Source organism: Rhizobium sp. IBUN, from assembly GCF_000510625.1.
GTDB classification, from domain to species: domain Bacteria; phylum Pseudomonadota; class Alphaproteobacteria; order Rhizobiales; family Rhizobiaceae; genus Rhizobium; species Rhizobium altiplani.
Genome location: NZ_AZNV01000034.1, coordinates 1 through 18543, shown reverse-complemented (window position 1 = coordinate 18543; position 18543 = coordinate 1). Strand labels below are relative to the sequence as shown.

At 60.8% G+C, this 18543-nt stretch carries 18 protein-coding genes, 1 tRNA gene and 2 pseudogenes; 14 read left to right on the top strand and 7 right to left on the bottom strand.

The genetic code is table 11. The annotated features are described in order from the left end of the window. Window positions 1-2 precede the first annotated feature (2 nt). A complete protein-coding gene (locus RHIBUN_RS0124785) occupies window positions 3-1631 on the bottom strand; it encodes an AMP-binding protein (protein ID WP_025661642.1) in 1629 nt (542 codons plus the stop codon). 177 nt (window positions 1632-1808) lie between these two features. On the opposite strand from RHIBUN_RS0124785, the gene RHIBUN_RS0124780 reads away from it, so the two are divergent. Both RHIBUN_RS0124780 and RHIBUN_RS33905 read left to right on the top strand, forming a co-directional pair. After that, window positions 1809-2789, top strand: coding sequence for an aldo/keto reductase (locus RHIBUN_RS0124780; RefSeq protein WP_025661641.1), 981 nt, complete (start codon window positions 1809-1811; stop codon window positions 2787-2789). 75 nt (window positions 2790-2864) lie between these two features. Next, window positions 2865-3652, top strand: a pseudogene (locus tag RHIBUN_RS33905) (class I SAM-dependent methyltransferase). Here the strand turns inward: RHIBUN_RS33905 and RHIBUN_RS0124770 are convergent. Beyond that, on the bottom strand, window positions 3649-4233 hold the full coding sequence (locus RHIBUN_RS0124770) for a TetR/AcrR family transcriptional regulator (protein ID WP_025661640.1): 585 nt from the start codon (window positions 4231-4233) through the stop codon (window positions 3649-3651). The pseudogene RHIBUN_RS33905 and the gene RHIBUN_RS0124770 sit on opposite strands and share 4 nt — an antisense overlap. 124 nt (window positions 4234-4357) lie before the next feature. Here RHIBUN_RS0124770 and RHIBUN_RS0124765 point away from each other — a divergent pair, with 124 nt between their 5' ends. Then, complete coding sequence (locus tag RHIBUN_RS0124765; RefSeq protein WP_025661639.1) at window positions 4358-5656, top strand: MFS transporter; 1299 nt, start codon at window positions 4358-4360, stop codon at window positions 5654-5656. A gap of 120 nt (window positions 5657-5776) precedes the next feature. Further along, window positions 5777-5861: transfer RNA gene (locus RHIBUN_RS0124760), tRNA-Leu, on the top strand. 80 nt (window positions 5862-5941) lie between these two features. Here the strand turns inward: RHIBUN_RS0124760 and RHIBUN_RS0124755 are convergent. Together RHIBUN_RS0124755 and RHIBUN_RS0124750 are read right to left on the bottom strand one after the other, a co-directional pair. Next, entirely contained in the window at window positions 5942-6832 is an 891-nt protein-coding gene (locus tag RHIBUN_RS0124755) for a Hint domain-containing protein (RefSeq protein WP_025661638.1), read from the bottom strand. 369 nt (window positions 6833-7201) lie between these two features. Then, window positions 7202-8332, bottom strand: coding sequence for a glycosyltransferase family 39 protein (locus tag RHIBUN_RS0124750; protein WP_245271717.1), 1131 nt, complete (start codon window positions 8330-8332; stop codon window positions 7202-7204). 277 nt (window positions 8333-8609) lie between these two features. Here RHIBUN_RS0124750 and RHIBUN_RS0124745 point away from each other — a divergent pair, with 277 nt between their 5' ends. The 3 genes from RHIBUN_RS0124745 to RHIBUN_RS0124735 all read left to right on the top strand — a co-directional run bounded on the left by RHIBUN_RS0124745 (window position 8610) and on the right by RHIBUN_RS0124735 (window position 11614). Next, window positions 8610-10361, top strand: a complete 1752-nt coding sequence (locus RHIBUN_RS0124745) for a cation:proton antiporter (protein WP_025661636.1) — start codon at window positions 8610-8612, stop codon at window positions 10359-10361. Between the two features lie 121 nt (window positions 10362-10482). Continuing rightward, window positions 10483-11079, top strand: a complete 597-nt coding sequence (locus RHIBUN_RS0124740; protein WP_025661635.1) for a YqaA family protein — start codon at window positions 10483-10485, stop codon at window positions 11077-11079. A gap of 22 nt (window positions 11080-11101) precedes the next feature. Next, the gene (locus RHIBUN_RS0124735; RefSeq protein WP_025661634.1) at window positions 11102-11614 is read left to right on the top strand and encodes a disulfide bond formation protein B; all 513 of its coding nucleotides are present in this window, start codon (window positions 11102-11104) and stop codon (window positions 11612-11614) included. Window positions 11615-11635: 21 nt separating this feature from the next. On the opposite strand, the gene RHIBUN_RS0124730 is transcribed toward RHIBUN_RS0124735, so the two are convergent. Continuing rightward, window positions 11636-12193, bottom strand: a complete 558-nt coding sequence (locus RHIBUN_RS0124730; protein WP_025661633.1) for an HNH endonuclease — start codon at window positions 12191-12193, stop codon at window positions 11636-11638. Window positions 12194-12304: 111 nt separating this feature from the next. Next, entirely contained in the window at window positions 12305-12991 is a 687-nt protein-coding gene (locus RHIBUN_RS0124725) for a DNA-3-methyladenine glycosylase (RefSeq protein WP_018857814.1), read from the bottom strand. Here RHIBUN_RS0124725 and gluQRS point away from each other — a divergent pair. Continuing rightward, window positions 12990-13871, top strand: a complete 882-nt coding sequence (gene gluQRS, locus RHIBUN_RS0124720) for a tRNA glutamyl-Q(34) synthetase GluQRS (RefSeq protein ID WP_025661632.1) — start codon at window positions 12990-12992, stop codon at window positions 13869-13871. The two genes, RHIBUN_RS0124725 and gluQRS, sit on opposite strands and share 2 nt — an antisense overlap. Here the strand turns inward: gluQRS and RHIBUN_RS0124715 are convergent. Continuing rightward, window positions 13836-14750: a YihY/virulence factor BrkB family protein gene (locus RHIBUN_RS0124715; protein WP_018857812.1), complete on the bottom strand. Its 915-nt coding sequence runs from the start codon at window positions 14748-14750 to the stop codon at window positions 13836-13838. The two genes, gluQRS and RHIBUN_RS0124715, sit on opposite strands and share 36 nt — an antisense overlap. 77 nt (window positions 14751-14827) lie before the next feature. Here RHIBUN_RS0124715 and RHIBUN_RS0124710 point away from each other — a divergent pair, with 77 nt between their 5' ends. The 6 genes and pseudogenes from RHIBUN_RS0124710 to RHIBUN_RS33900 form a co-directional block, all read left to right on the top strand. Beyond that, window positions 14828-15661 (top strand): SDR family oxidoreductase, encoded by an 834-nt coding sequence (locus tag RHIBUN_RS0124710; protein WP_018857811.1) that lies wholly within the window; start codon window positions 14828-14830, stop codon window positions 15659-15661. Window positions 15662-15681: 20 nt separating this feature from the next. Beyond that, window positions 15682-15885 (top strand): twin transmembrane helix small protein, encoded by a 204-nt coding sequence (locus RHIBUN_RS0124705; RefSeq protein WP_018857810.1) that lies wholly within the window; start codon window positions 15682-15684, stop codon window positions 15883-15885. Between the two features lie 25 nt (window positions 15886-15910). After that, window positions 15911-16489, top strand: a complete 579-nt coding sequence (locus RHIBUN_RS0124700) for a cob(I)yrinic acid a,c-diamide adenosyltransferase (RefSeq protein WP_018857809.1) — start codon at window positions 15911-15913, stop codon at window positions 16487-16489. 42 nt (window positions 16490-16531) lie between these two features. Continuing rightward, window positions 16532-17320: a rhomboid family intramembrane serine protease gene (locus tag RHIBUN_RS0124695; RefSeq protein WP_025661631.1), complete on the top strand. Its 789-nt coding sequence runs from the start codon at window positions 16532-16534 to the stop codon at window positions 17318-17320. 171 nt (window positions 17321-17491) lie between these two features. Continuing rightward, window positions 17492-18253, top strand: a complete 762-nt coding sequence (locus tag RHIBUN_RS0124690) for an electron transfer flavoprotein subunit beta/FixA family protein (RefSeq protein ID WP_025661630.1) — start codon at window positions 17492-17494, stop codon at window positions 18251-18253. A 25-nt stretch (window positions 18254-18278) separates the two neighbouring features. Then, window positions 18279-18543, top strand: a pseudogene (locus RHIBUN_RS33900) (electron transfer flavoprotein subunit alpha/FixB family protein); the annotation flags it as partial.

Here is an 18543-nt window from a genome sequence, read left to right as displayed (position 1 = left end):
CGTCAGCCGGCAGCGGCCCGCTCCCTGAGCAGGCGCCGGATGACCTTGCCTGTCGTGGTCAGCGGCAGTTCCGGGACAAATTCCACTTCGCGCGGATACTCGTGCATCGAAAGCCGCAACTTCACCCATTCGCTGATCTCGGACGCCAGCTGTTGGCTTGGCTCGAATCCTGGCGCCAGCACGACATAGGCCTTGACGATCTCGGTGCGAACGGGATCGGGCTTGCCGATGGCTGCGGCCAGCTGCACGGCGGGATGGCCGATGAGGCAGTCCTCGATTTCGGCTGGCCCGATCCGATAGCCTGAGGAGGTGATGACATCGTCATCCCGCCCGAAGAAGGTGACGTAGCCGTCCGCATCCTGGCGCCCGATATCGCCTGTCAGAAGCCAATCGCCGACAAACTTCCGCTCGGTCGCCCCGACGTCGTCCCAATAGCCGAGAAACATCACGGGATCCGGGCGGCGGATGGCAATCTGCCCAGCTTCGCCAACAGGAAGCTCCTTGCCGGCTTCGCTGACGATGGCCACACGATGCCCGGGTACCGGGCGTCCGATTGCGCCGGGACGACTGATTCCGATCGCGGCGCTCGACGAAAGCACGAAATTGCACTCCGTCTGGCCGTAGAACTCGTTGACCGTAATCCCGAGCGTCCGCTTGACCCATTCCAGCGTTTCGGCACCGAGCGACTCGCCCGCTGCGCCGATGGTGCGCAAGACGAGATCATATTTGGCACGTGGATCTGGCACCGATTTCAGTAGCCGCAAGGCCGTCGGCGGAATGAAACCGTTGCGCACCTTCATTTCGGCCATGATGCGATAAGCCATGTCGGCATCGAATTTCTGCGCCGGCGAGGAGACGACGGGAACACCGAGCAACAGGCTGGGCAGCAGCGCATTCAGCAAACCGCCAGCCCAGGCCCAGTCCGAAGGTGTCCAGACCTTGTCTCCGGCCTGCGGAAATCCCTCATGGGCAAACTGCATGCCCGGTATGTGCCCCGCCAGCACCTGATGACCGTGAAGCGCGCCCTTCGGCGGACCGGTCGTTCCCGACGTGAAGATCATCAGCGCCGGATCGTGGGGCGCGGTTTTCGCGACCTCGAACACCGGGGGATGGCTTTCGACCAGCGCTGAAAAGTATCGCACGCCCTGTCGATCGCCGTCGACGCAGATCACTTCGGAGAGGTCAGGTAGTCGCTCGCGGATATGACTGATGCGGTCGAGCCCGAATGTGTTGGTGATGACGACGGAAGCGCCCGCGGTCCGCAGCCGGTATTCCAGCGCCTCGACGCCGAAGAGCAAGGCCAACGGCAGTGCGATCGCGCCGATCTTGTAGATCGCGACATGGGCGATAACGGTCTCGAACGACTGCGGCAGGAGTAGCGCGACCCGATCACCCTTCTTCACGCCCAATGACACCAGCGCATTGGCGAAGGAGGCCGACCGATCGGCCAGCTCGCGGTAGGTCATGGAGAGGTGATTGCCGTCAGGGCTGAAGTGCTCAAGGCAAACGCGATCAGGCACCCGCGCCGCCCATTCGTCGCTCACCGCGCGGCCGATATTGAAATCCTCCGGCATTTCCCAGGCGAAATCACGGTAAAGGTCTTCGTAGCGATCGCGCTGCGGTAGTCTCATCGGCGGAAATCCAGTCAAATGCTGCAGCAGCTAACACCGAGAGCCCGGCACACGCAAGCGCGAGACCTTGCGATGGCTTCTCGATGGTCACAAAACTTTTGTGTGAGGAGCAGACACTTTCAAGCTTGCCGCGCTAGATCAAAGGGCGCTGGGTAGCGACTCGTTTGGAGCAATTTCATGGATTACGTCAAATTTGGCGGCACTGGCTTGGAAGTGTCGAAGATCTGCCTGGGTTGCATGACCTTCGGCGAACCTGGCCGTGGCAACCACAGTTGGACACTCGGCGAAGAAGACAGCCGGGCATTGATCAGACAGGCGCTCGATCTCGGCATCAACTTCCTCGACACCGCCAACACCTATTCGGACGGCTCCTCGGAGGAGATCGTCGGGCGCGCGATCCAGGACTTTTCGAAGCGGGACGAGATCGTGCTCGCGACCAAGGTCTTTAACCGCATGCGTCCGGGGCCGAACGGCGCCGGCCTCTCGCGCAAGGCGATCTTCGACGAGATCGACAACAGCCTGCGTCGCCTTGGCACCGACTATGTCGACGTCTATCAGATCCACCGGTTCGATTATACGACGCCGATCGAAGAAACGCTGGAAGCCCTGCATGATGTCGTGAAGGCAGGCAAGGCGCGCTATATCGGCGCCTCCTCCATGTATGCCTGGCAATTCGCCAAGATGCTCTATACCTCGCGCGCCAATGGCTGGACGCCATTCGTCAGCATGCAAGATCATCTGAACCTGCTCTACCGGGAGGAAGAGCGCGAAATGCTGCCCTTCTGCCAGGATCAGAAGATCGCCGTCATTCCCTGGAGCCCGCTCGCCCGCGGTCGGCTGACGCGCGACTGGGATGAGAAGACGACCCGCAGCGAGACGGACGAATTCGGCAAGACGCTCTACAAGCAGGCGGAAGACGCCGATCGTACCATCATCGGCGTTGTCGGAAAGCTGGCCGAAAAACATGGTGTCTCCCGTGCCCAGATTGCGACCGCCTGGATCCTGCAGAAGGGCGCCGTCACGGCGCCGATCATCGGCGCGTCGAAAGCCAAGCACTTGGCCGACGCCGTCGCCGCACTGTCCGTAAAGTTGGCCCCAGAAGACGTCGCCGCGCTCGAGGAACCCTATGTTCCCCACAGGGTCGAAGGTTTCAAATAACGCGACAGTTTGGAGAGTTGCCGGTCGCGGGCGTTGAGCCGGCGACCGCGGCCACTTCCGTTCAAGGATATTGCCATGACGACGATCCCCTTCGAAGCGCGCCGCTTTCAATCCACGGCCGCCTACTACACGCGCTATCGCGTTCCCTATCCCGATCAACTCATCGGGCAGGTTGCCAAGTGCGCGTGGCCGGCGAGCGTGTGCTTGACCTTGGTTGCGGCCCCGGTCAGCTCGGCATTGCCTTCGCGCGGCTGGCCGGAGCAACGGTCACTGGCCTCGATCCGGAACCGGAAATGCTGGAGGCGGCGCGGACGGATGCAGCCGCCGTCGGTGTCAACGTCACCTTCATCAAGGGCTCTTCATACGATCTCGGCCCGCGCTTTGCGCCGCTCAAGATGACGGTCATGGGGCGTTCGTTTCACTGGATGGACCGCCCCGCGACGCTGAAGGCTCTCGATGAAATCACCGTGACTGACGGTTGCGTGGTGCTGTTCGGCGATCGCCACATCTCCTCGACGCCCGACTGACGGCAGGCCGTCAACGAGATCGCCGAGAGCTTCGCACCGGAGCGCAATGCCAATCGCGAACGGCGGAAAAGCCCGGATTGGATTGAACATGAAAGCATCCTCCTTCGCTCGCCCTTCGGTGATCTGGAGCGGATCTCCGTTGTGAGGGAGCGCAAGCTCTGCCTCGACGATATCGTTGGCCGCGCCTTCTCGACCTCGGTGACATCGCCACAGGCGCTTGGCGCAAAGACGGCAGCCTTCGAGGCCGAGCTTCGCGCCACCCTCCTCAAGCTTTCGCCCGAGGGCAGCTTCCTGGAGGTGGTGGAGATCGGCGGCCTGATCGCACGCCGCGGCTAGCCCTCGGTCCTGTTCTCAAGGGAAAGTGCATCGCGAGTCGCATAGAGAAAGCTGTCGGAGAGTTCACGGCTCTCGACGGCTCGCGCCAGGATCACCGCACCCATCATCGCTGCAAGTGTCGTAAAGCCCTTCTCGCGCCGTTCGTCTGGCGTTTTACCGGACACAATCTCGGACAGAATATCAACGAGCATCGAAAGCCCATCGTTGAATGTCTCGCGCATCGCACCGTGACTGCGACTGACTTCCTGGGCAAGCGAAGCGAAAACGCAGCTGCCGCCTGGGTCGTCAACGCTGCAGCGCGACAGATAGTGATTGAGCAGCGCATCCAACGGCCGCTCCGGCGCCGACGCGATGATCTCGTTCCAGCGAATCTTCACCTTCTCGATCAATGCGCGGCTCACTTCCAGCGCCAGTTCTTCCTTGGATTCGAAATGGCCGTAGAATCCGCCATGCGTCATCCCGGCAGCCTTCATGATCTCGGCGACGCCTATGCCGTCGAAACCCTTTTCACGAAACAGCACCCCGGCAACCGTCAGGATTTTCTCGCGATTCTCGGCAAATTTCTCTCGGCTGACCCGCATTCGGTTCTCCGCAATTAGCAGCTTGACAATTTATATGACGCCCATCATCAATACACAACAATTATGATGACCATCATCTAAAAGCTTCCGATAGTCTCCGGCAACCTCAAAACGGAACGGCCACATGGTATCGACTGCACTTGCTTCATCTCTGGCGCGACGCAACATCCACTATGGATGGGTGGTCGTTGCAGCAACCTTCCTGACCATGCTGGTGACCGCTGGCGCGATGGGCGCCCCCGGCGTCCTCATCAAGCCGCTCCAGGACGAGTTCGGCTGGGAAACTTCGCAGATATCTTCCGCGCTCGCCGTCCGGCTGATTCTGTTCGGGCTTATGGGACCGTTCTCGGCCGCTTTCATGAACTATTTCGGCATCCGCAAGGTTATCGTCTTCGCCATGATCCTGATCGGCGGCGGCTTCGTCGGCTCGCTCTTCATGAGCGAACTCTGGCAGTTGCTCCTGCTCTGGGGAATCGTCGTCGGCTTCGGCACCGGGCTGACCGCAATGGTGCTCGCCGCAACCGTATCCGCCCGCTGGTTCACCAAGCATCGCGGCCTCGTGGTAGGCATGCTGTCGGCGAGTTCTGCGACGGGACAGCTGGTCTTCCTGCCACTGATGGCGGAGCTGACGGAACGCTACGGTTGGCGCGCAACAGTCTTTCTGGTCTGCGGCATGATCATGTTCGCCGCACTCATCGTACTGGCCTTCATGCGCGACCGCCCTTCCGACCTCAACCTGCCCGCCTTCGGCGAGGCACATATCACGCCACCGCCGCCAACCGAATCCGGGCTGCTGGCGATGCTGGCAACGCCGGTCACGGTTCTCAAGGAGATCTCCGGCACCTCGACCTTCTGGATCCTGTTTGCCACCTTCTTCATCTGCGGTCTCAGCACCAACGGCCTGATCCAGACGCATTTCGTCACGCTCTGCGGTGACTTCGGTATCATGCCGGTGGCTGCAGCCAGTGTTCTTGCCGTGATGGGCATCTTCGATTTCTTCGGCACGATCGGCTCCGGCTGGCTTTCGGACCGCTTCGACAATCGCTGGCTGCTCTTCTGGTACTACGGCCTGCGTGGCCTGTCGCTGCTGTTCCTACCCTTCAGCAATTTCAGCTTCTACGGACTGTCGATCTTCGCGATCTTCTATGGCCTCGACTGGATCGCCACCGTGCCGCCGACCGTCAAGCTTGCCGCCGACCGTTTCGGTCGCGAAAAGGCGGGCCTCGTCTTCGGCTGGGTTTTCACAGGCCATCAGCTGGGAGCAGCGACCGCCGCCTACGGCGCCGGCTGGTCGCGCACTGAACTGCAGAGCTATCTGCCCGCCTTCTTCATTGCCGGCGCCTTCTGCCTGCTCGCTTCCGTCCTCGCGATCACGCTGAAGAAGTCCGCCGTCCATCAACCCGCCGCCGCCGTCGCGCATTGATACCGTTTCCGGCCGAACGTCGCGAGCCGGAAACTCCAACAAATCAAGCCGAGAACTTCGCCCGCCGTCTTGCGCGCGCGGGCGAACGCATGCTAGACAGCCGCCTCGTCGGTATCCGTTGCCCCATTGGCGGAATTGGTAGACGCGCTCGACTCAAAATCGAGTTTCGAAAGAAGTGCTGGTTCGACCCCGGCATGGGGCACCATCCCGACAATACGCCAGTGATCTGACTTCATTTTTTTTGGCGTTTTGTCTCAAGCACGCAAAACCTCGAAATCAGTCTCACTAGGCGGACAGCTCTTTGGCTTGCGCATTGATCTTCCCGCAGGCATCCTCGAACGGATCACGCATTGGCACCAGAGGCGAGGCGCCGAGGAGAAGAAGGGCTTTCAGATGTTGCCATCCGCCTTCCTCGCCCAGAACCGTCGCATAGGATGTCATCGGCTCGCGTAGCTCACCAGCATACAGGCGTTCGTATTCCGCGAAATTTCCGAAATTGTCGCGATTGCTGTCCGAGGGGTGGAAGGTTTCTGCCGCAGCGCCTTCAGCAAGGATTACTTGGTGTGTCGCGAGCAGGACGGCGTAATACTCAATCGTCATATCGTCGCACGGTGCGATCGGCGCGATTGTCGTGCCGTTTACGAGATCCTTCACTCGGATAAGTACGCCATTCAGGAACAGAGCATGGCCGGGTGACAGGTAGAGATCGGAACGTGGCGTGCCATCGCCCAGTGCATCACGTGCCACTCGAATCGGTACGACGCCTTCCTGCCAGCACGCGCCTCGCTTCGTAAATACCTGCCGACCGACCCACTTGATTGGGCTGGTTTCTCCTTCCAGAAGAACAACGCGATCCCCCGTCTGCAGGTCCTCGACACGCTTTTCGCCGCAATCCGTAAGGATTGACGTCCCACGCAGAAAGCACTGCGCACCGCCGCCAGAGTTGCCATTCCCGCCAGAGTTGCCATTCCCGCCAGAGTTGCCATTCCCGCCAGAGTTGCCATTTCCGCCGGAGTTCCCGTTCCCGTTACGTGGGCCCGCTCTCACCGGCAAAGACGACGCTGCCATTGTAAGGACCGCCACGCTTGCAAGGCGAGCGCCAGCAGCAGCCGCCACGCCCAGAAACCGTCGGCGCGCGGTATTGCGTGGCAGATTCGGATCTTGGAAATAAGGCATCCTGACGCTCCTTGCTAAACGGGATCGAAACAGCGTTGGACAATCGATAATACGCCTTCCACCTTTTCTCGCTAAGTCGGCAGAAAGGCTTAGTACGAAACGTGCTCATCCAGGGACCGGAGCTTCTCGTCCAATGTAGGGGCTGTGAGGCGCGCTTTAGCCGATGAATTCGGGCCCGCGACAGACATCGCGGAGAAGGACATAACGATCCCCTAAGCTATTGCTATGTCTGATAATTTCGAAGGGTCATAATTTCGTGCGCGTGCCACACCCCGGCATGCGGCAGCCACTGGCAGATGCCACGCAAGATCAGCGCTCGATCCGCTCCGCCCGCGTCTCGGCAAGACGAGCGGCATCGCATGACATGCTTTAGTGGAAGCTCCCAACGAATACGACGCCCAGGGAGATAAAGATCACCGCCCCCACAAGCGCGACAAGCTTCCCGATTGCGCCGGGGACCTGGACACCCGAGGCCTCGATCTTGAATGCCAGATAAAGCGGGAACGCCACGAAGAAGATCGAGATCCACTTCGGACGCATGATCGTCGCATCGACGGCGAGCATGATCACGTAGACCAGAAACATGCTGATGACGAGCATCCGGCCGATGACCCTCGTCCATTCGCTGCTGGTGCCAAGGATCGTCCGGATATGGCCACGATAGACAATGGCGAGGATAGCGAGCGTCAACGCCGAACATTTGACGATCGCTCCCAACAGCTCCCAGGCCGCAACCACTTGCTCGGGCATCCCGGCGCTAGCGGCTGCCCGCAAATTTTTCAGCGTGTCGCCGGTCGCCAAATCCAGATGGGTCACGATCCAATAAACATGCGGGGCCGCGACGATGAGACCAACCGCGATGGTCACCGCCAGCCGCCAGTTGAAGACCAATCGCCGCAGGCCAGGTTCGAGAAGGAGCGCTGCAACCGTCGCGACCGGGACGATCGCAAAGTTGTACTTGGCAAGGAATCCCAACCCGGCTGCTGCGCCGAGAAGTGCATAATTGCCGGTCGACGGTCGTTCCGCCATCAATGCCAGTACGTAGAGAAAGAACGCGACGACAGCGAAGGCGCCGACGCTGTGAGTTAGATCCCGCTGCGAGAGCAGAAAGACCACAGGCAGGCTCAGGAAGCCGAGGGGGGCGATCCATGCAGTTTCGCGCTTGCCCATCACCTTGCGGGCCGCGAGACAGAGAAAGATGCAACTCAGCAGCAGCGTCCCGTTCTTTACGAACGCCAGCGTGTCGACCGAGGCGCCGAAGATCTTGGCGAAATAGTAGAATAGCCAGTCGTAGAGCGGCGGCTGGTCGCCGTAGCCCAGTTGCAAGGAATGCGAGAGCCTGATCTGCTCTGCCTCGTCGGACGCCAGATCGCCACCACGCAAGAGTCGAAGAACGAAGCTGGCGCTAAAGTATGTGGCGAGCAGGAGCACGGGCAGGAGTGTGCTTAGACGCGTGGCACGCCTTGTGGAAAGGTATGAACTATCAACAGTATCAGTCAACTTCTGCCCGTATGCGCTCGGTCTAAACAAGTATTCAGGACGAAAATATGCAACTGCTCTAATGGAGAGTATAGCGCTTCACCTGCAATTTCAGGGGTTCTCCAGCATCGTTCAGAAGCTGGGTGTTGCCGCAGGGCAACGCTTTCTCATCTCGTCGTTTGCAACATTGCTGCCTCAATCGGGCTCTACCCAGCAATTGGCCCGACGCGGCAAATCAACTGTTTAATTTCTTCGGCGTTTCGGCCACACTGCGCCCGCCAAGAGGGAAAGCGCACGCGTGCATCAGGAAGTATCGCTTATTGCAACAGTTGCCGTGAGTTTCGTCTGCGCGGCGATACTCGGCTATCTCGCCGATCGAGTGCGTCTGCCGCCGCTTGTCGGATACTTGTTTGCAGGCATCGTGATGGGCCCTTTGACGCCCGGCTTCGTCGCTAATGCCGAGCTTGCCAGCCAGTTGGCGGAGATGGGCGTCATCCTGTTGATGTTCGGCGTTGGCTTGCATTTTTCGACCGCCGACCTGCTTGCCGTGCGCGGGATTGCCGTGCCGGGCGCAATCGCGCGGATCGTCGTCGTTACCCTGCTCGGTATCGGGCTCGCCAGCTGGTGGGGCTGGAACCTTGGGGCGGGAATCGTCCTTGGACTCAGCCTGTCAGTAGCAAGTACAGTTGTGCTGTTGAAAGCCCTGGAGGAGCGGAACCTGCTCAACTCCGCCAGCGGCCGCGTCGCCGTCGGCTGGCTGATCGTCGAAGACCTTGCCACGGTCCTGGCACTGGTGCTTCTGCCTGCCGTCGCCGAATTGCTCGGTGGTCATGCGACCGCGGGCGGCCTTGCCCACAACGCCGGGCTGCCGCTTCCGCTGACGATAGCGCTGACGCTGGTGAAGGTTGGTGCCTTTGCGGTCATGGCAATCTTTCTAGGGCCGAAGATCGTCCCTTGGCTCCTGACGCTCGTGGCGAGAACCGGTTCGCGCGAACTTTTCACCCTGACGGTCCTCGCAATAGCGCTTGGCATCGCGTTCGGCTCGGCGAAAGTCTTCGGCGTTTCGTTTGCGCTCGGCGCCTTCTTCGCAGGCGTGGTGATGAGCGAGTCCAACCTCAGCCATCGGGCCGCAGCCGATTCGCTGCCGCTTCAGAATGCCTTTTCGGTGCTGTTCTTCGTCTCGGTCGGCATGCTGTTCGATCCGTCGATCCTGGTGCGGCAGCCGATGGCTGTCATCAGCGCGCTGGCGCTGATTGTCGTCGGCAAGACCATCGTCTCCTTCCTCATCGTCGTCATGCTTCGCTATCCGATCGGCATGGCACTGACCGTGTCAGGCGGACTGGCGCAGATCGGCGAATTCTCGTTCATTCTCGCCAGCCTCGGCGTTTCTCTCGGGCTGCTGCCAAGTGACGGGCAGGACATCATCCTCGCATCCGCAATCATTTCGATCACGCTCAATCCGCTCGTCTGCTTGGGTGCCGAAGCGCTGCATACCCACGTGCACACCAGATGGCCGGTGCTCAGCAATCGCTTCGGTCGCCGCCGGCACGAGGCGCTCGGCCGCGAGCTTGAAAAAATCCGAGCGATCAACGAAGCCCGCGAGCACAAGCATCAGCTCGAGATGGAAGAACTTATCGAAACCTTCCCGCTGTTTGCCAAGGTCGATGAAGATTCGCAGGAGGAGTTGCTGCTCCTCTTTCGGCCGAAATCCGCCCTGCCGGGCGAACGCGTGGTGCGCAAGGGCGACCGAGGCGATGGCATGTATTTCCTGTCATCGGGCGCAGTGGAAGTACAGCTACCGGGCGAGCCGATCCGGCTGGAGCCGGGCGCGTTCTTCGGCGAGATGGCGCTGCTCAGCGGCGGACGACGCACCGCGGACGTCGTTGCCGTGGATTTCTGCCAGTTCTTTGTGCTCGAAAGACGTGATTTCAACATGTTCACGGCAAAGCATCCCGTTCTGCGTCAGGCCGTCAGCGAAATGGCGCGCGAACGAACCGAAATGAACGTCATGCGGCAGAAGAGAGATCAGCCCTCCAGCGTCGACTCCTGAGCTCATCGCCGCCGTTTGATCACGAAGATTTTTGGCACGTCACCCTACGAACGACACAGCAAGCATTTACAGCGGCGCAGACGCCCCATAAAGCTCATGCGCTCGAAGCGAAAGGATCGGAATGCTCCGCAGACTCTACGACTGGACCATGTCACTCGCGGGCCGGAAATCGGCCGAAGTCTGGCTCGCCGTTATAGCCTTCGTCGAAAGTTCTGTCTTTCTGGTTCCTGCCGACGTTCTCTACCTGCCGATGGGGCTCGCAAAGCCGGAACGCGCCTATCGCTACGCGCTGGTCGCAACCGTTGCATCCGTCCTGGGCGGCATCGCCGGCTGGGCGCTCGGCTACTATGCCTATGATGCGATCGCTCGCCCGGTTCTGGAATTCTACGGAAAGCTTGGCGCCTTCGAGCAGCTCAGGCTCTATATCCACGATGAGTGGGAAATCCTGCTGTTGCTGCTCGTCACCTCCGGCCTGGCGCATCTGCCGCCGATCAAGGTCGTGACGATCCTTGCCGGCGTCATTCACATGAACCTTGGCTTCTTCGTTATTTCCGCGATCATCGCACGCGGTGCCCGCTTCTTCTTCCTCGCCTGGCTGCTGCGCCGCTATGGCGAGCCGATCCGCCACTTCATCGAGAAGCGCCTTGCGCAGGTTACAGGCATTGTTGCCGCCGTCGCCATCGCCCTCGGGATTGCCTATAAACTATTTGCCCACTGAGCTATTCGCGCGGAGTCCGTTCATGCCTGCCTCGTTTTCCCTTGCTCGCCCGGTCGTCGGCTACTCGCTGGTGCTCGCACTAGGCATGGCGGTCGTCGTCGGAACTGCACTTGGCTTTCAATATATCGGCGGCTACATCCCCTGCGCGCTCTGCCTGCTGCAGCGCCAGCCCTACTATTACGGCATTCCGGTCGCGATCCTCGGCGCGGTTGCCTCCGCAGTCGGCCTTCCAAGCTGGATCGGCCGGGCATTCCTGCTTGCCGCCGGCATGCTTATGATTGTCGGCGCCGGCATGGGCGTTTATCACTCCGGTGTCGAGTGGCAGTTCTGGGAAGGGCCGGCGACCTGCTCCACGACGGCAGGCAGCATGACGCAGAATGCCGGCGACCTGCTGGGCGAGCTGAACAGCATCAAAGGCCCCTCCTGCACAGACGCCGCGTTGCGCGTCCTCGGCCTCTCCTTCGCAGGCTGGAACGTGGTCACAAGTCTTGTCCTGGCGGCTTTCGCCTTCATCGGCGTCCGTAAGACGGCCTGAGCCTGTCTGAGTAGAGACTGATCAGGGCTGCAGTTCGCTATCCCAGTAGAGGTAGTCGAGCCAGCTGTCGTGCAGGTAGTTCGGCGGGAAAAGCCTGCCGTTATTGTGCAGGTCTTGCACCGTCGGCTGGTACGGCTTCTGACTCGGGAACATGCCTGCCTGCTTCGGCAGCTTGCTGCCTTTTCTCAGATTGCAGGGGGAGCAGGCAGCTACGACATTTTGCCATGTCGTTTCGCCGCCATGGGCACGCGGGATGACGTGGTCGAAGGTCAGGTCATCGTGCTCGCCGCAATACTGGCATTCGAACTTGTCGCGCAGGAACACGTTGAAGCGCGTAAAGGCCGGGTTGCGGGAAGGCTGGACATAGGTCTTGAGGCAGACGACGCTCGGAAGCCGCATCGAAAAACTCGGCGAAGATACCGAATGCTCATATTCTGCAATGATATTCACACGGTCGAGAAATACCGCCTTGATCGCGTCCTGCCAGGACCAAAGCGACAAGGGGTAATAACTCAAGGGCCTGTAGTCAGCGTTCAGGACGAGCGCTGGCAGGGCCTGGGGGGAGACTGCAATCGTCAAGGGACTCTCCTGATCGATTCGGCATCTGCCCTCTTATATTAGGCCGGTTGTGACGGCATTGTGAAGTCTAATAAATTCAGGCATCAATCCTTGTATTTACTGCACGGTCACTCAGTCGACCGGCAGCATACCGCGACCGAGCTTGACGGCGTAATAGGCCCAGAATAGCCTCGCCGCGATCGATCGCCACGGTGACCATCCACCCGCCATGAACGCCAGCTCGCGAGCAGCTGGGCGAGCGCCGAGATCGAATGCCGCAGCCACGGCGTTCTGCAGGGCGACGTCGCCGGACGGAAAAACGTCCGCATGGCCGCCGCAGAACATCAGATAAACCTCGGCGGTCCAGGGACCGACGCCTTTGAGAGCCGTAAGCTTGGCCAGCGCCTGGTCGGGCGGCAGCGCAGAAAGCGCTGCAAGGTCGAGACGGCCCGAGGCAACCGCCTCGGCAATGCGCGACAGCGTTTCGGCCTTGGCGCGCGAAAGACCGAACTCCCGCCAGGCCTCCGGATGGAGAAGCACATAATTATCAGCCGTCAGCACGCCTTCGCTCGGCCGCATCCGTTTCCAGATCGCTTCGGCGCTGGCTCTCGACACCATTTGCGAGACAATAATGTGCGCGAGCCCCTCGAAGCCCGGTTCGCGCAGCCGCAAAGGAAGCGGGCCAGTCTCGGCCGCAATGGCAGCAAGTCTCGGATCCAGGTGAAGCAGCTTCTCCAGCCCTTCTCTTACGTCATCGTCGCTGCGAATGATCAACACGCTTCCTCGCGATCCCATCGAATCCGTGGCAGAAGAAAGCATGACCGCGATTCCCCGTCAAAAGCCTGTCTTTCGTTTTGCGCCAAGCCCCAATGGCCCGCTGCATCTTGGCCATGCACTTTCTGCCTTTCTGAACAGAGACATGGCGGCGTCCGCAGGCGCACGCTTTCTACTGCGTATAGAAGACATCGACCTGACGCGCTGCACACCCGAATTCGAGGCCGGTATTTACGCCGACCTCGAATGGCTCGCCATAGACTGGGAACGACCCGTGCGGCGGCAGTCGGAGCATTTCGCCGAATACCAGTCGGCGCTTGACCGGCTGGTCGACCTCGGCCTCGCCTATCCCGCCTTCATGACGCGGGGAGAGATCAAGACGCGCGTTGGCGCCGCCGAAGCCAATGGCACCCCCTGGCCGCGAGACCCCGACGGCTCGCCGCTCTATCCCCCCGACGATCGTCAACGCGCCGATTTCGACCGACGGCAGCTTCTCGCATCAGGCGTGAAACACGCCTGGCGGCTCGACATGAGCAAGGCTTTGGAGGCTGTCGGCGAGGCTCTTTTCTGGGAGGAAACAGGATACGGCGACCGTGGCACCATCGCCGCAAATCCAGGCGCGTGGGGAGACGTTGTCCTGTCGCGGTCGGATGCGCCGTCGAGCTACCATGTCTCGGTCGTCCTCGATGACGCGCTGCAGGGGATCACCCATGTGGTCCGTGGGCTCGATCTCTTTCACTCAACCTCGGTGCATAGATTGCTGCAGACGCTGCTCGGCCTGCCGGCGCCTGTCTACCATCACCATCGCCTGATCACCGACGAGGACGGACGCAAGCTTTCGAAGAGCCGAAGCGACACGGGGCTTTCCGAACTTCGCGACCGCGGCCTGTCACCGGCCGATATCCGTCACCTTGTCGGGCTTTGACGCCTTGGCCTGACCTCTGCCCAGGAAATTGTTCTTGAAGATCGCACGCACGCGGAACTTCAGGAGGGCGGCATTGATCTCGGCGCCGACAATGAAGATGACGCCGACCATATAAAGAAAGATCAGCACGATCATCACCGATGCCAGGCCGGCATAGGTCGCCGTATAATTGGCGAACGTCGCGAGGTAGTACGCGAAGATCAGGGCTCCCACCAGCCAGAGCAGCAGCGTTACCAAGACGCCTGGCGCCACGTCGAATACCCGGCGCCGGCCCGCCGGCAGCCATAGGTGAACGACGAAAAGGCCGATAGTCAGCATGAACAGCGTGCCGTAGACGCGCCAGCTGAAAACAACCTCGAGCGTGTCGGCAAACAGCGGAAACCAATAGCGCGCGTAGTTCAGGGCAATCGGCACCGCCACCAGCAGGACGCTGACGGCGGCGAAAATGACCACGGCGATCATGACAAAACCAAGGCTTGCCAGGCGGGTGAGATACCACGGCCGCGTTTCCTGGACACGATAAGCGCGATTGAGCGAGATGCGCAGCGCCTCGACTCCGTTCGAAGCGAAGTAGGCCGCCGCCAGCACGGACACGGTCAGCAGGCCGCCGCGCGGTATCGTCAGAACCTGGATTACCTGATCGACAAGCGGCTTGGCGATCGCCTCGGGCCAGGTGTCGAAGATGAGATGTATCGCCCTGTCCGAGAACTGGTCAGCGCCCAGGAAAGTCGCCAGCGTCGTCCCGAAGATTAGAAATGGAAAAACGGCGAGGAGCGTCGACAACGCGACATGGCTCGCCATCGCGAAGCCGTCATCCTCTATAAGGTGGCAGATAGCGTCGTAGACCACATCATAGAAGATGCGCATTATCTTCGGCATTCCGTCTCCCGGCTTTGATCGTTGTGTCGCCCGTTCGAATATGGGAAACCACTCCTATTTTGTACAGGAATCATTCCATGTCGGATCAGCGCACCATCATCGTGACCGGATGCTCTTCCGGAATCGGCGCGTACTGCGCCCGCGCGCTGAAGGCCGATGGCTGGCGGGTCTTCGCCACCGTGCGCAAGTTCGATGATCTGGCCGCCCTCCAAGCCGACGGCATCGAGGCCCTCCGCATGGACTATACGCGGCCCGATACGATCTCGGATCTCGTGCGCGACGTCAGCGAGCTGACGGGCGGACGCATCGACGCGCTGTTCAACAATGGCGCCTACGGGCAGCCCGGCGCCGTCGAGGACCTGCCGACCGAGGCTCTGCGCGCCCAATTCGAAACGAACGTCTTCGGCTGGCACGAGTTGACACGTCAGGTCGTGCCGCTGATGCGCAAGCGTGATCAGGGGCGGATTGTCCAGTGCTCGTCGATTCTCGGTGTCGTGCCGTACCGCTTCCGCGGCGCCTATACCGCCTCCAAATTCGCTCTCGAAGGCCTCAGCATCAGTCTTCGCATGGAACTGCAGGGTAGTGGCATTCACGTGAGCCTGATCGAGCCGGGCCCGATTGCGTCTCGCTTTACGGCAAATGCGCTCGTAAAAATCCACGAGCACATAGACGTCAGGAACTCGGTCCATGCGGCAGATTACCGCCGCCAGCTTGCGCGTCTTGACGGCTCGGGGCGCCCCAATCGACATAAGCTTGGTCCGGAAGCCGTTTATACCGTACTGAAGCACGCATTGAACTCGAACAATCCGAAACCACATTACCCCGTAACCACGCCGGCAAAGCAGGGCATGGTGTTGAAAAGGCTGCTGCCTGCAGACCTTTTCTATCGCCTGATGCGCTGGGTGGACTAATCAGGAAAGCCAAAGCCAGCATGTCCACGGTCACCTATATTCTCGCGATCATTGTCATGGGCATTGTCGCCATCGTACTGATTCGCGGTCTTTTCAACATGATGAAGGGCGGCAATCCGAACCTTTCCAACAAGCTGATGCAGCTGCGCGTGCTCCTGCAGGCGATCGCAGTGCTCCTCATCATGCTGACACTCTGGCTGACCGGCGGCGGCCGCCCTAGCTAAGGCGGGGAAAAAGAAGGGGGTAGGCATGGTAAGGCTCAACAAGATCTACACGAAGACCGGCGACGACGGCACGACGGCCCTGGTTTCCGGGCCGCGTCGGCTGAAATACGATCTGCGTGTCGAAGCGTACGGCACCATCGATGAAGCCAACTCCGCGATCGGCGTCGCGCGGCTTCACATGCAGGGCATGCCGGTCCTGGACCGAATGCTGACACTGATTCAGAACGATCTCTTCGATCTCGGCGCCGATCTTGCAACGCCGGACGATGGCAAACCGCCCGCACACGAGCCGCTGCGCATCGTTGAAAGCCAGGTCTCGCGGATCGAGAACGACATCGACGAATTGAACGCTGACCTGCAACCTTTGAGATCTTTCGTGCTGCCGGGCGGTCACTCGGCTGCCGCTCATCTTCACCTCGCCCGCACGATCGCGCGCCGCGCCGAGCGGCTGATGGTCGAGCTTGCCCGCACGGATGGCGAGGTCGTCAGCGATGCCGCGTTGAAATACGTCAACCGCGTTTCGGACTTCCTGTTTGTCGCCGCCCGCCACGCGAATGACCGCGGCCATGCGGATGTGCTTTGGGTTCCGGGAAAAAACAGGTAGGTTCCTTCCCGACTATGTGGCGCGAACGCCGGGGCAGGCTTCATGTTCATACCGCTGCACGATGCCAATACGCTGAAGCATATCAAGGTCCAATGGGTGACGATGGCGCTGATCGCGGTGGATTTCGCGGTTTGGCTATTCACCGGGGTGGTCGCCAACGAGTCCGCGTCGCAGGCAACGATTGTCGGCCTGGGCTACATTCCCGCGGTTGCGTTTAACCACGCCAGGCTGGCGCCGGCGCTGGCCCTTATCCCGGAACCGCTAACCTACATCACCTATTCCTTCGTGCATTCCGGCTTCTGGCACCTTGCGCCGAACATGGTTTTCCTGTGGGTCTTTGGCGACAATGTCGAAGATGCGATGGGGCACTTCCGCTTTCTTATTTTTTATCTGCTCTGCGCGGCCGCCGGCGCTCTTGTCCATGGCCTTGTAGGGCCGACATCGGAAGCGCCGCTCGTGGGCGCCTCGGGCGCGATCTCAGGCGTGGTCACCGCCTACGTCGTCTTGCATCCCCGCGTGAAGGTCTGGGTGCTGGTGCTGATGCGCGTCCCGCTGCCCTTGCCGGCCTTCGTGCCGCTCCTTCTCTGGATCGGCCAGCAATTCGTGATGCTGGTCTTGGAACCCGACGGCAGCATCTCCTGGGGCGCCCATGTCGGCGGCATCGTCGCCGGCGGCCTGTTGGTCCTTCTGATGCGTCGCCGCGGCGTCCCGTTATTCGATCGGGAGGTCGTCACGCCCAGGGCTGTCAAAAACCGGCCAGTCGCCAACCCGACGATGGTCGTGACGCCCGGCCAACAGCTGCGCCCGCGCCTGCCTTGGGACAAGCAATAACTCCAATATTGACGTGAACGTAAACGTAATATATCCACGGGATCAATTTGCCTATCTGCGCCATGGAAGCGTTGTGTTTGGAGGAAAAACGCGTATCCATGTCGCCATTCGACAATCGGAGCAGCGCCGAAACGCGCATTTTCTTGGCGAAAGAGTTGAAGGAAGGACCCCATGAAAATTCTCGTCCCCGTCAAGCGGGTGGTTGATTACAACGTGAAGATCCGCGTGAAGCCGGATGGCACAGGCGTCGAGCTTGCGAATGTGAAGATGTCGATGAACCCGTTCGACGAGATCTCGGTCGAGGAGGCGTTGCGGCTGAAGGAAGCCGGCAAGGCCGAGGAGGTGATCGTCGTGTCGATCGGTCCGGCCAAGGCCGAAGAGACGCTGCGCACAGCACTTGCCATGGGTGCCGACCGCGCCATCCTGGTGGAGACCGACGACGCCGTCGAACCGCTCGCCGTTGCCAAGATCCTCAAGGGCGTCGTCGACGCCGAACAGCCGGGCCTGATCATATCAGGCAAGCAGGCGATCGATGACGACAGCAACCAGACCGGCCAGATGCTGGCGGCGCTGCTCGGCGCAGCGCAGGCGACCTTCGCCTCGAAGATCGAGATCGACGTTGCTGGCCCTGGGGGTAAGGCCCAGGTGACGCGCGAGGTCGATGGCGGCCTGCAGACGATCGAGGTCAAGCTTCCGGCCGTGGTCACATCAGATCTGCGCCTGAACGAGCCGCGCTACGCCTCGCTGCCGAACATCATGAAGGCGAAGAAGAAGCCGCTCGACAAGAAGACGCCGGCCGACTTCGGCGTTTCCACCGCGCCGCGTCTGAAGGTGCTGAAGACCGAGGAGCCGTCCGGCCGCAAGGCGGGCGTCAAGGTCAAGTCGGTCGCCGAGCTGGTCGAGAAGCTTAAAGTCGAAGCCGGCGTGCTTTAAAGGTTCGAGAAAGGGAGATATATCCATGGCCATTCTTCTTCTGGCTGATCACGACGGCAACCACCTTTCCGACCAGACCGCCAAGACGCTGACNGCGGCGACACAGATCGCCAAGGAACAGGGAAGCGAAGTGACCGTGCTTGTCGCCGGCGCCGGCGCCAAGGCCGCGGCCGAACAGGCTGCCAAGCTGTCGGGCGTGTCCAAGGTGCTGGTTGCCGAGGACGCAAGCCTTGCCAACAATCTGGCCGAGCCGCTGGCCGCCCTGATCGTTTCGCTGGCCGCAAGCTATG

Bases quoted from the DNA above. Each gene is read 5' to 3' on its own strand.
- RHIBUN_RS0124740 (WP_025661635.1), top strand. From the start codon at position 10,483: ATGCTCCGCAGACTCTACGACTGGACCATGTCACTCGCGGGCCGGAAA.
- RHIBUN_RS0124710 (WP_018857811.1), top strand. From the start codon at position 14,828: ATGTCGGATCAGCGCACCATCATCGTGACCGGATGCTCTTCCGGAATC.
- RHIBUN_RS0124765 (WP_025661639.1), top strand. From the start codon at position 4,358: ATGGTATCGACTGCACTTGCTTCATCTCTGGCGCGACGCAACATCCAC.
- RHIBUN_RS0124705 (WP_018857810.1), top strand. From the start codon at position 15,682: ATGTCCACGGTCACCTATATTCTCGCGATCATTGTCATGGGCATTGTC.
- RHIBUN_RS0124770 (WP_025661640.1), bottom strand. From the start codon at position 4,233: ATGCGGGTCAGCCGAGAGAAATTTGCCGAGAATCGCGAGAAAATCCTG.
- gluQRS (WP_025661632.1), top strand. From the start codon at position 12,990: ATGACCGCGATTCCCCGTCAAAAGCCTGTCTTTCGTTTTGCGCCAAGC.
- RHIBUN_RS0124780 (WP_025661641.1), top strand. From the start codon at position 1,809: ATGGATTACGTCAAATTTGGCGGCACTGGCTTGGAAGTGTCGAAGATC.
- RHIBUN_RS0124695 (WP_025661631.1), top strand. From the start codon at position 16,532: ATGTTCATACCGCTGCACGATGCCAATACGCTGAAGCATATCAAGGTC.
- RHIBUN_RS0124725 (WP_018857814.1), bottom strand. From the start codon at position 12,991: ATGCTTTCTTCTGCCACGGATTCGATGGGATCGCGAGGAAGCGTGTTG.
- RHIBUN_RS0124700 (WP_018857809.1), top strand. From the start codon at position 15,911: ATGGTAAGGCTCAACAAGATCTACACGAAGACCGGCGACGACGGCACG.
- RHIBUN_RS0124715 (WP_018857812.1), bottom strand. From the start codon at position 14,750: ATGCCGAAGATAATGCGCATCTTCTATGATGTGGTCTACGACGCTATC.
- RHIBUN_RS0124735 (WP_025661634.1), top strand. From the start codon at position 11,102: ATGCCTGCCTCGTTTTCCCTTGCTCGCCCGGTCGTCGGCTACTCGCTG.
- RHIBUN_RS0124690 (WP_025661630.1), top strand. From the start codon at position 17,492: ATGAAAATTCTCGTCCCCGTCAAGCGGGTGGTTGATTACAACGTGAAG.
- RHIBUN_RS0124755 (WP_025661638.1), bottom strand. From the start codon at position 6,832: ATGCCTTATTTCCAAGATCCGAATCTGCCACGCAATACCGCGCGCCGA.
- RHIBUN_RS0124785 (WP_025661642.1), bottom strand. From the start codon at position 1,631: ATGAGACTACCGCAGCGCGATCGCTACGAAGACCTTTACCGTGATTTC.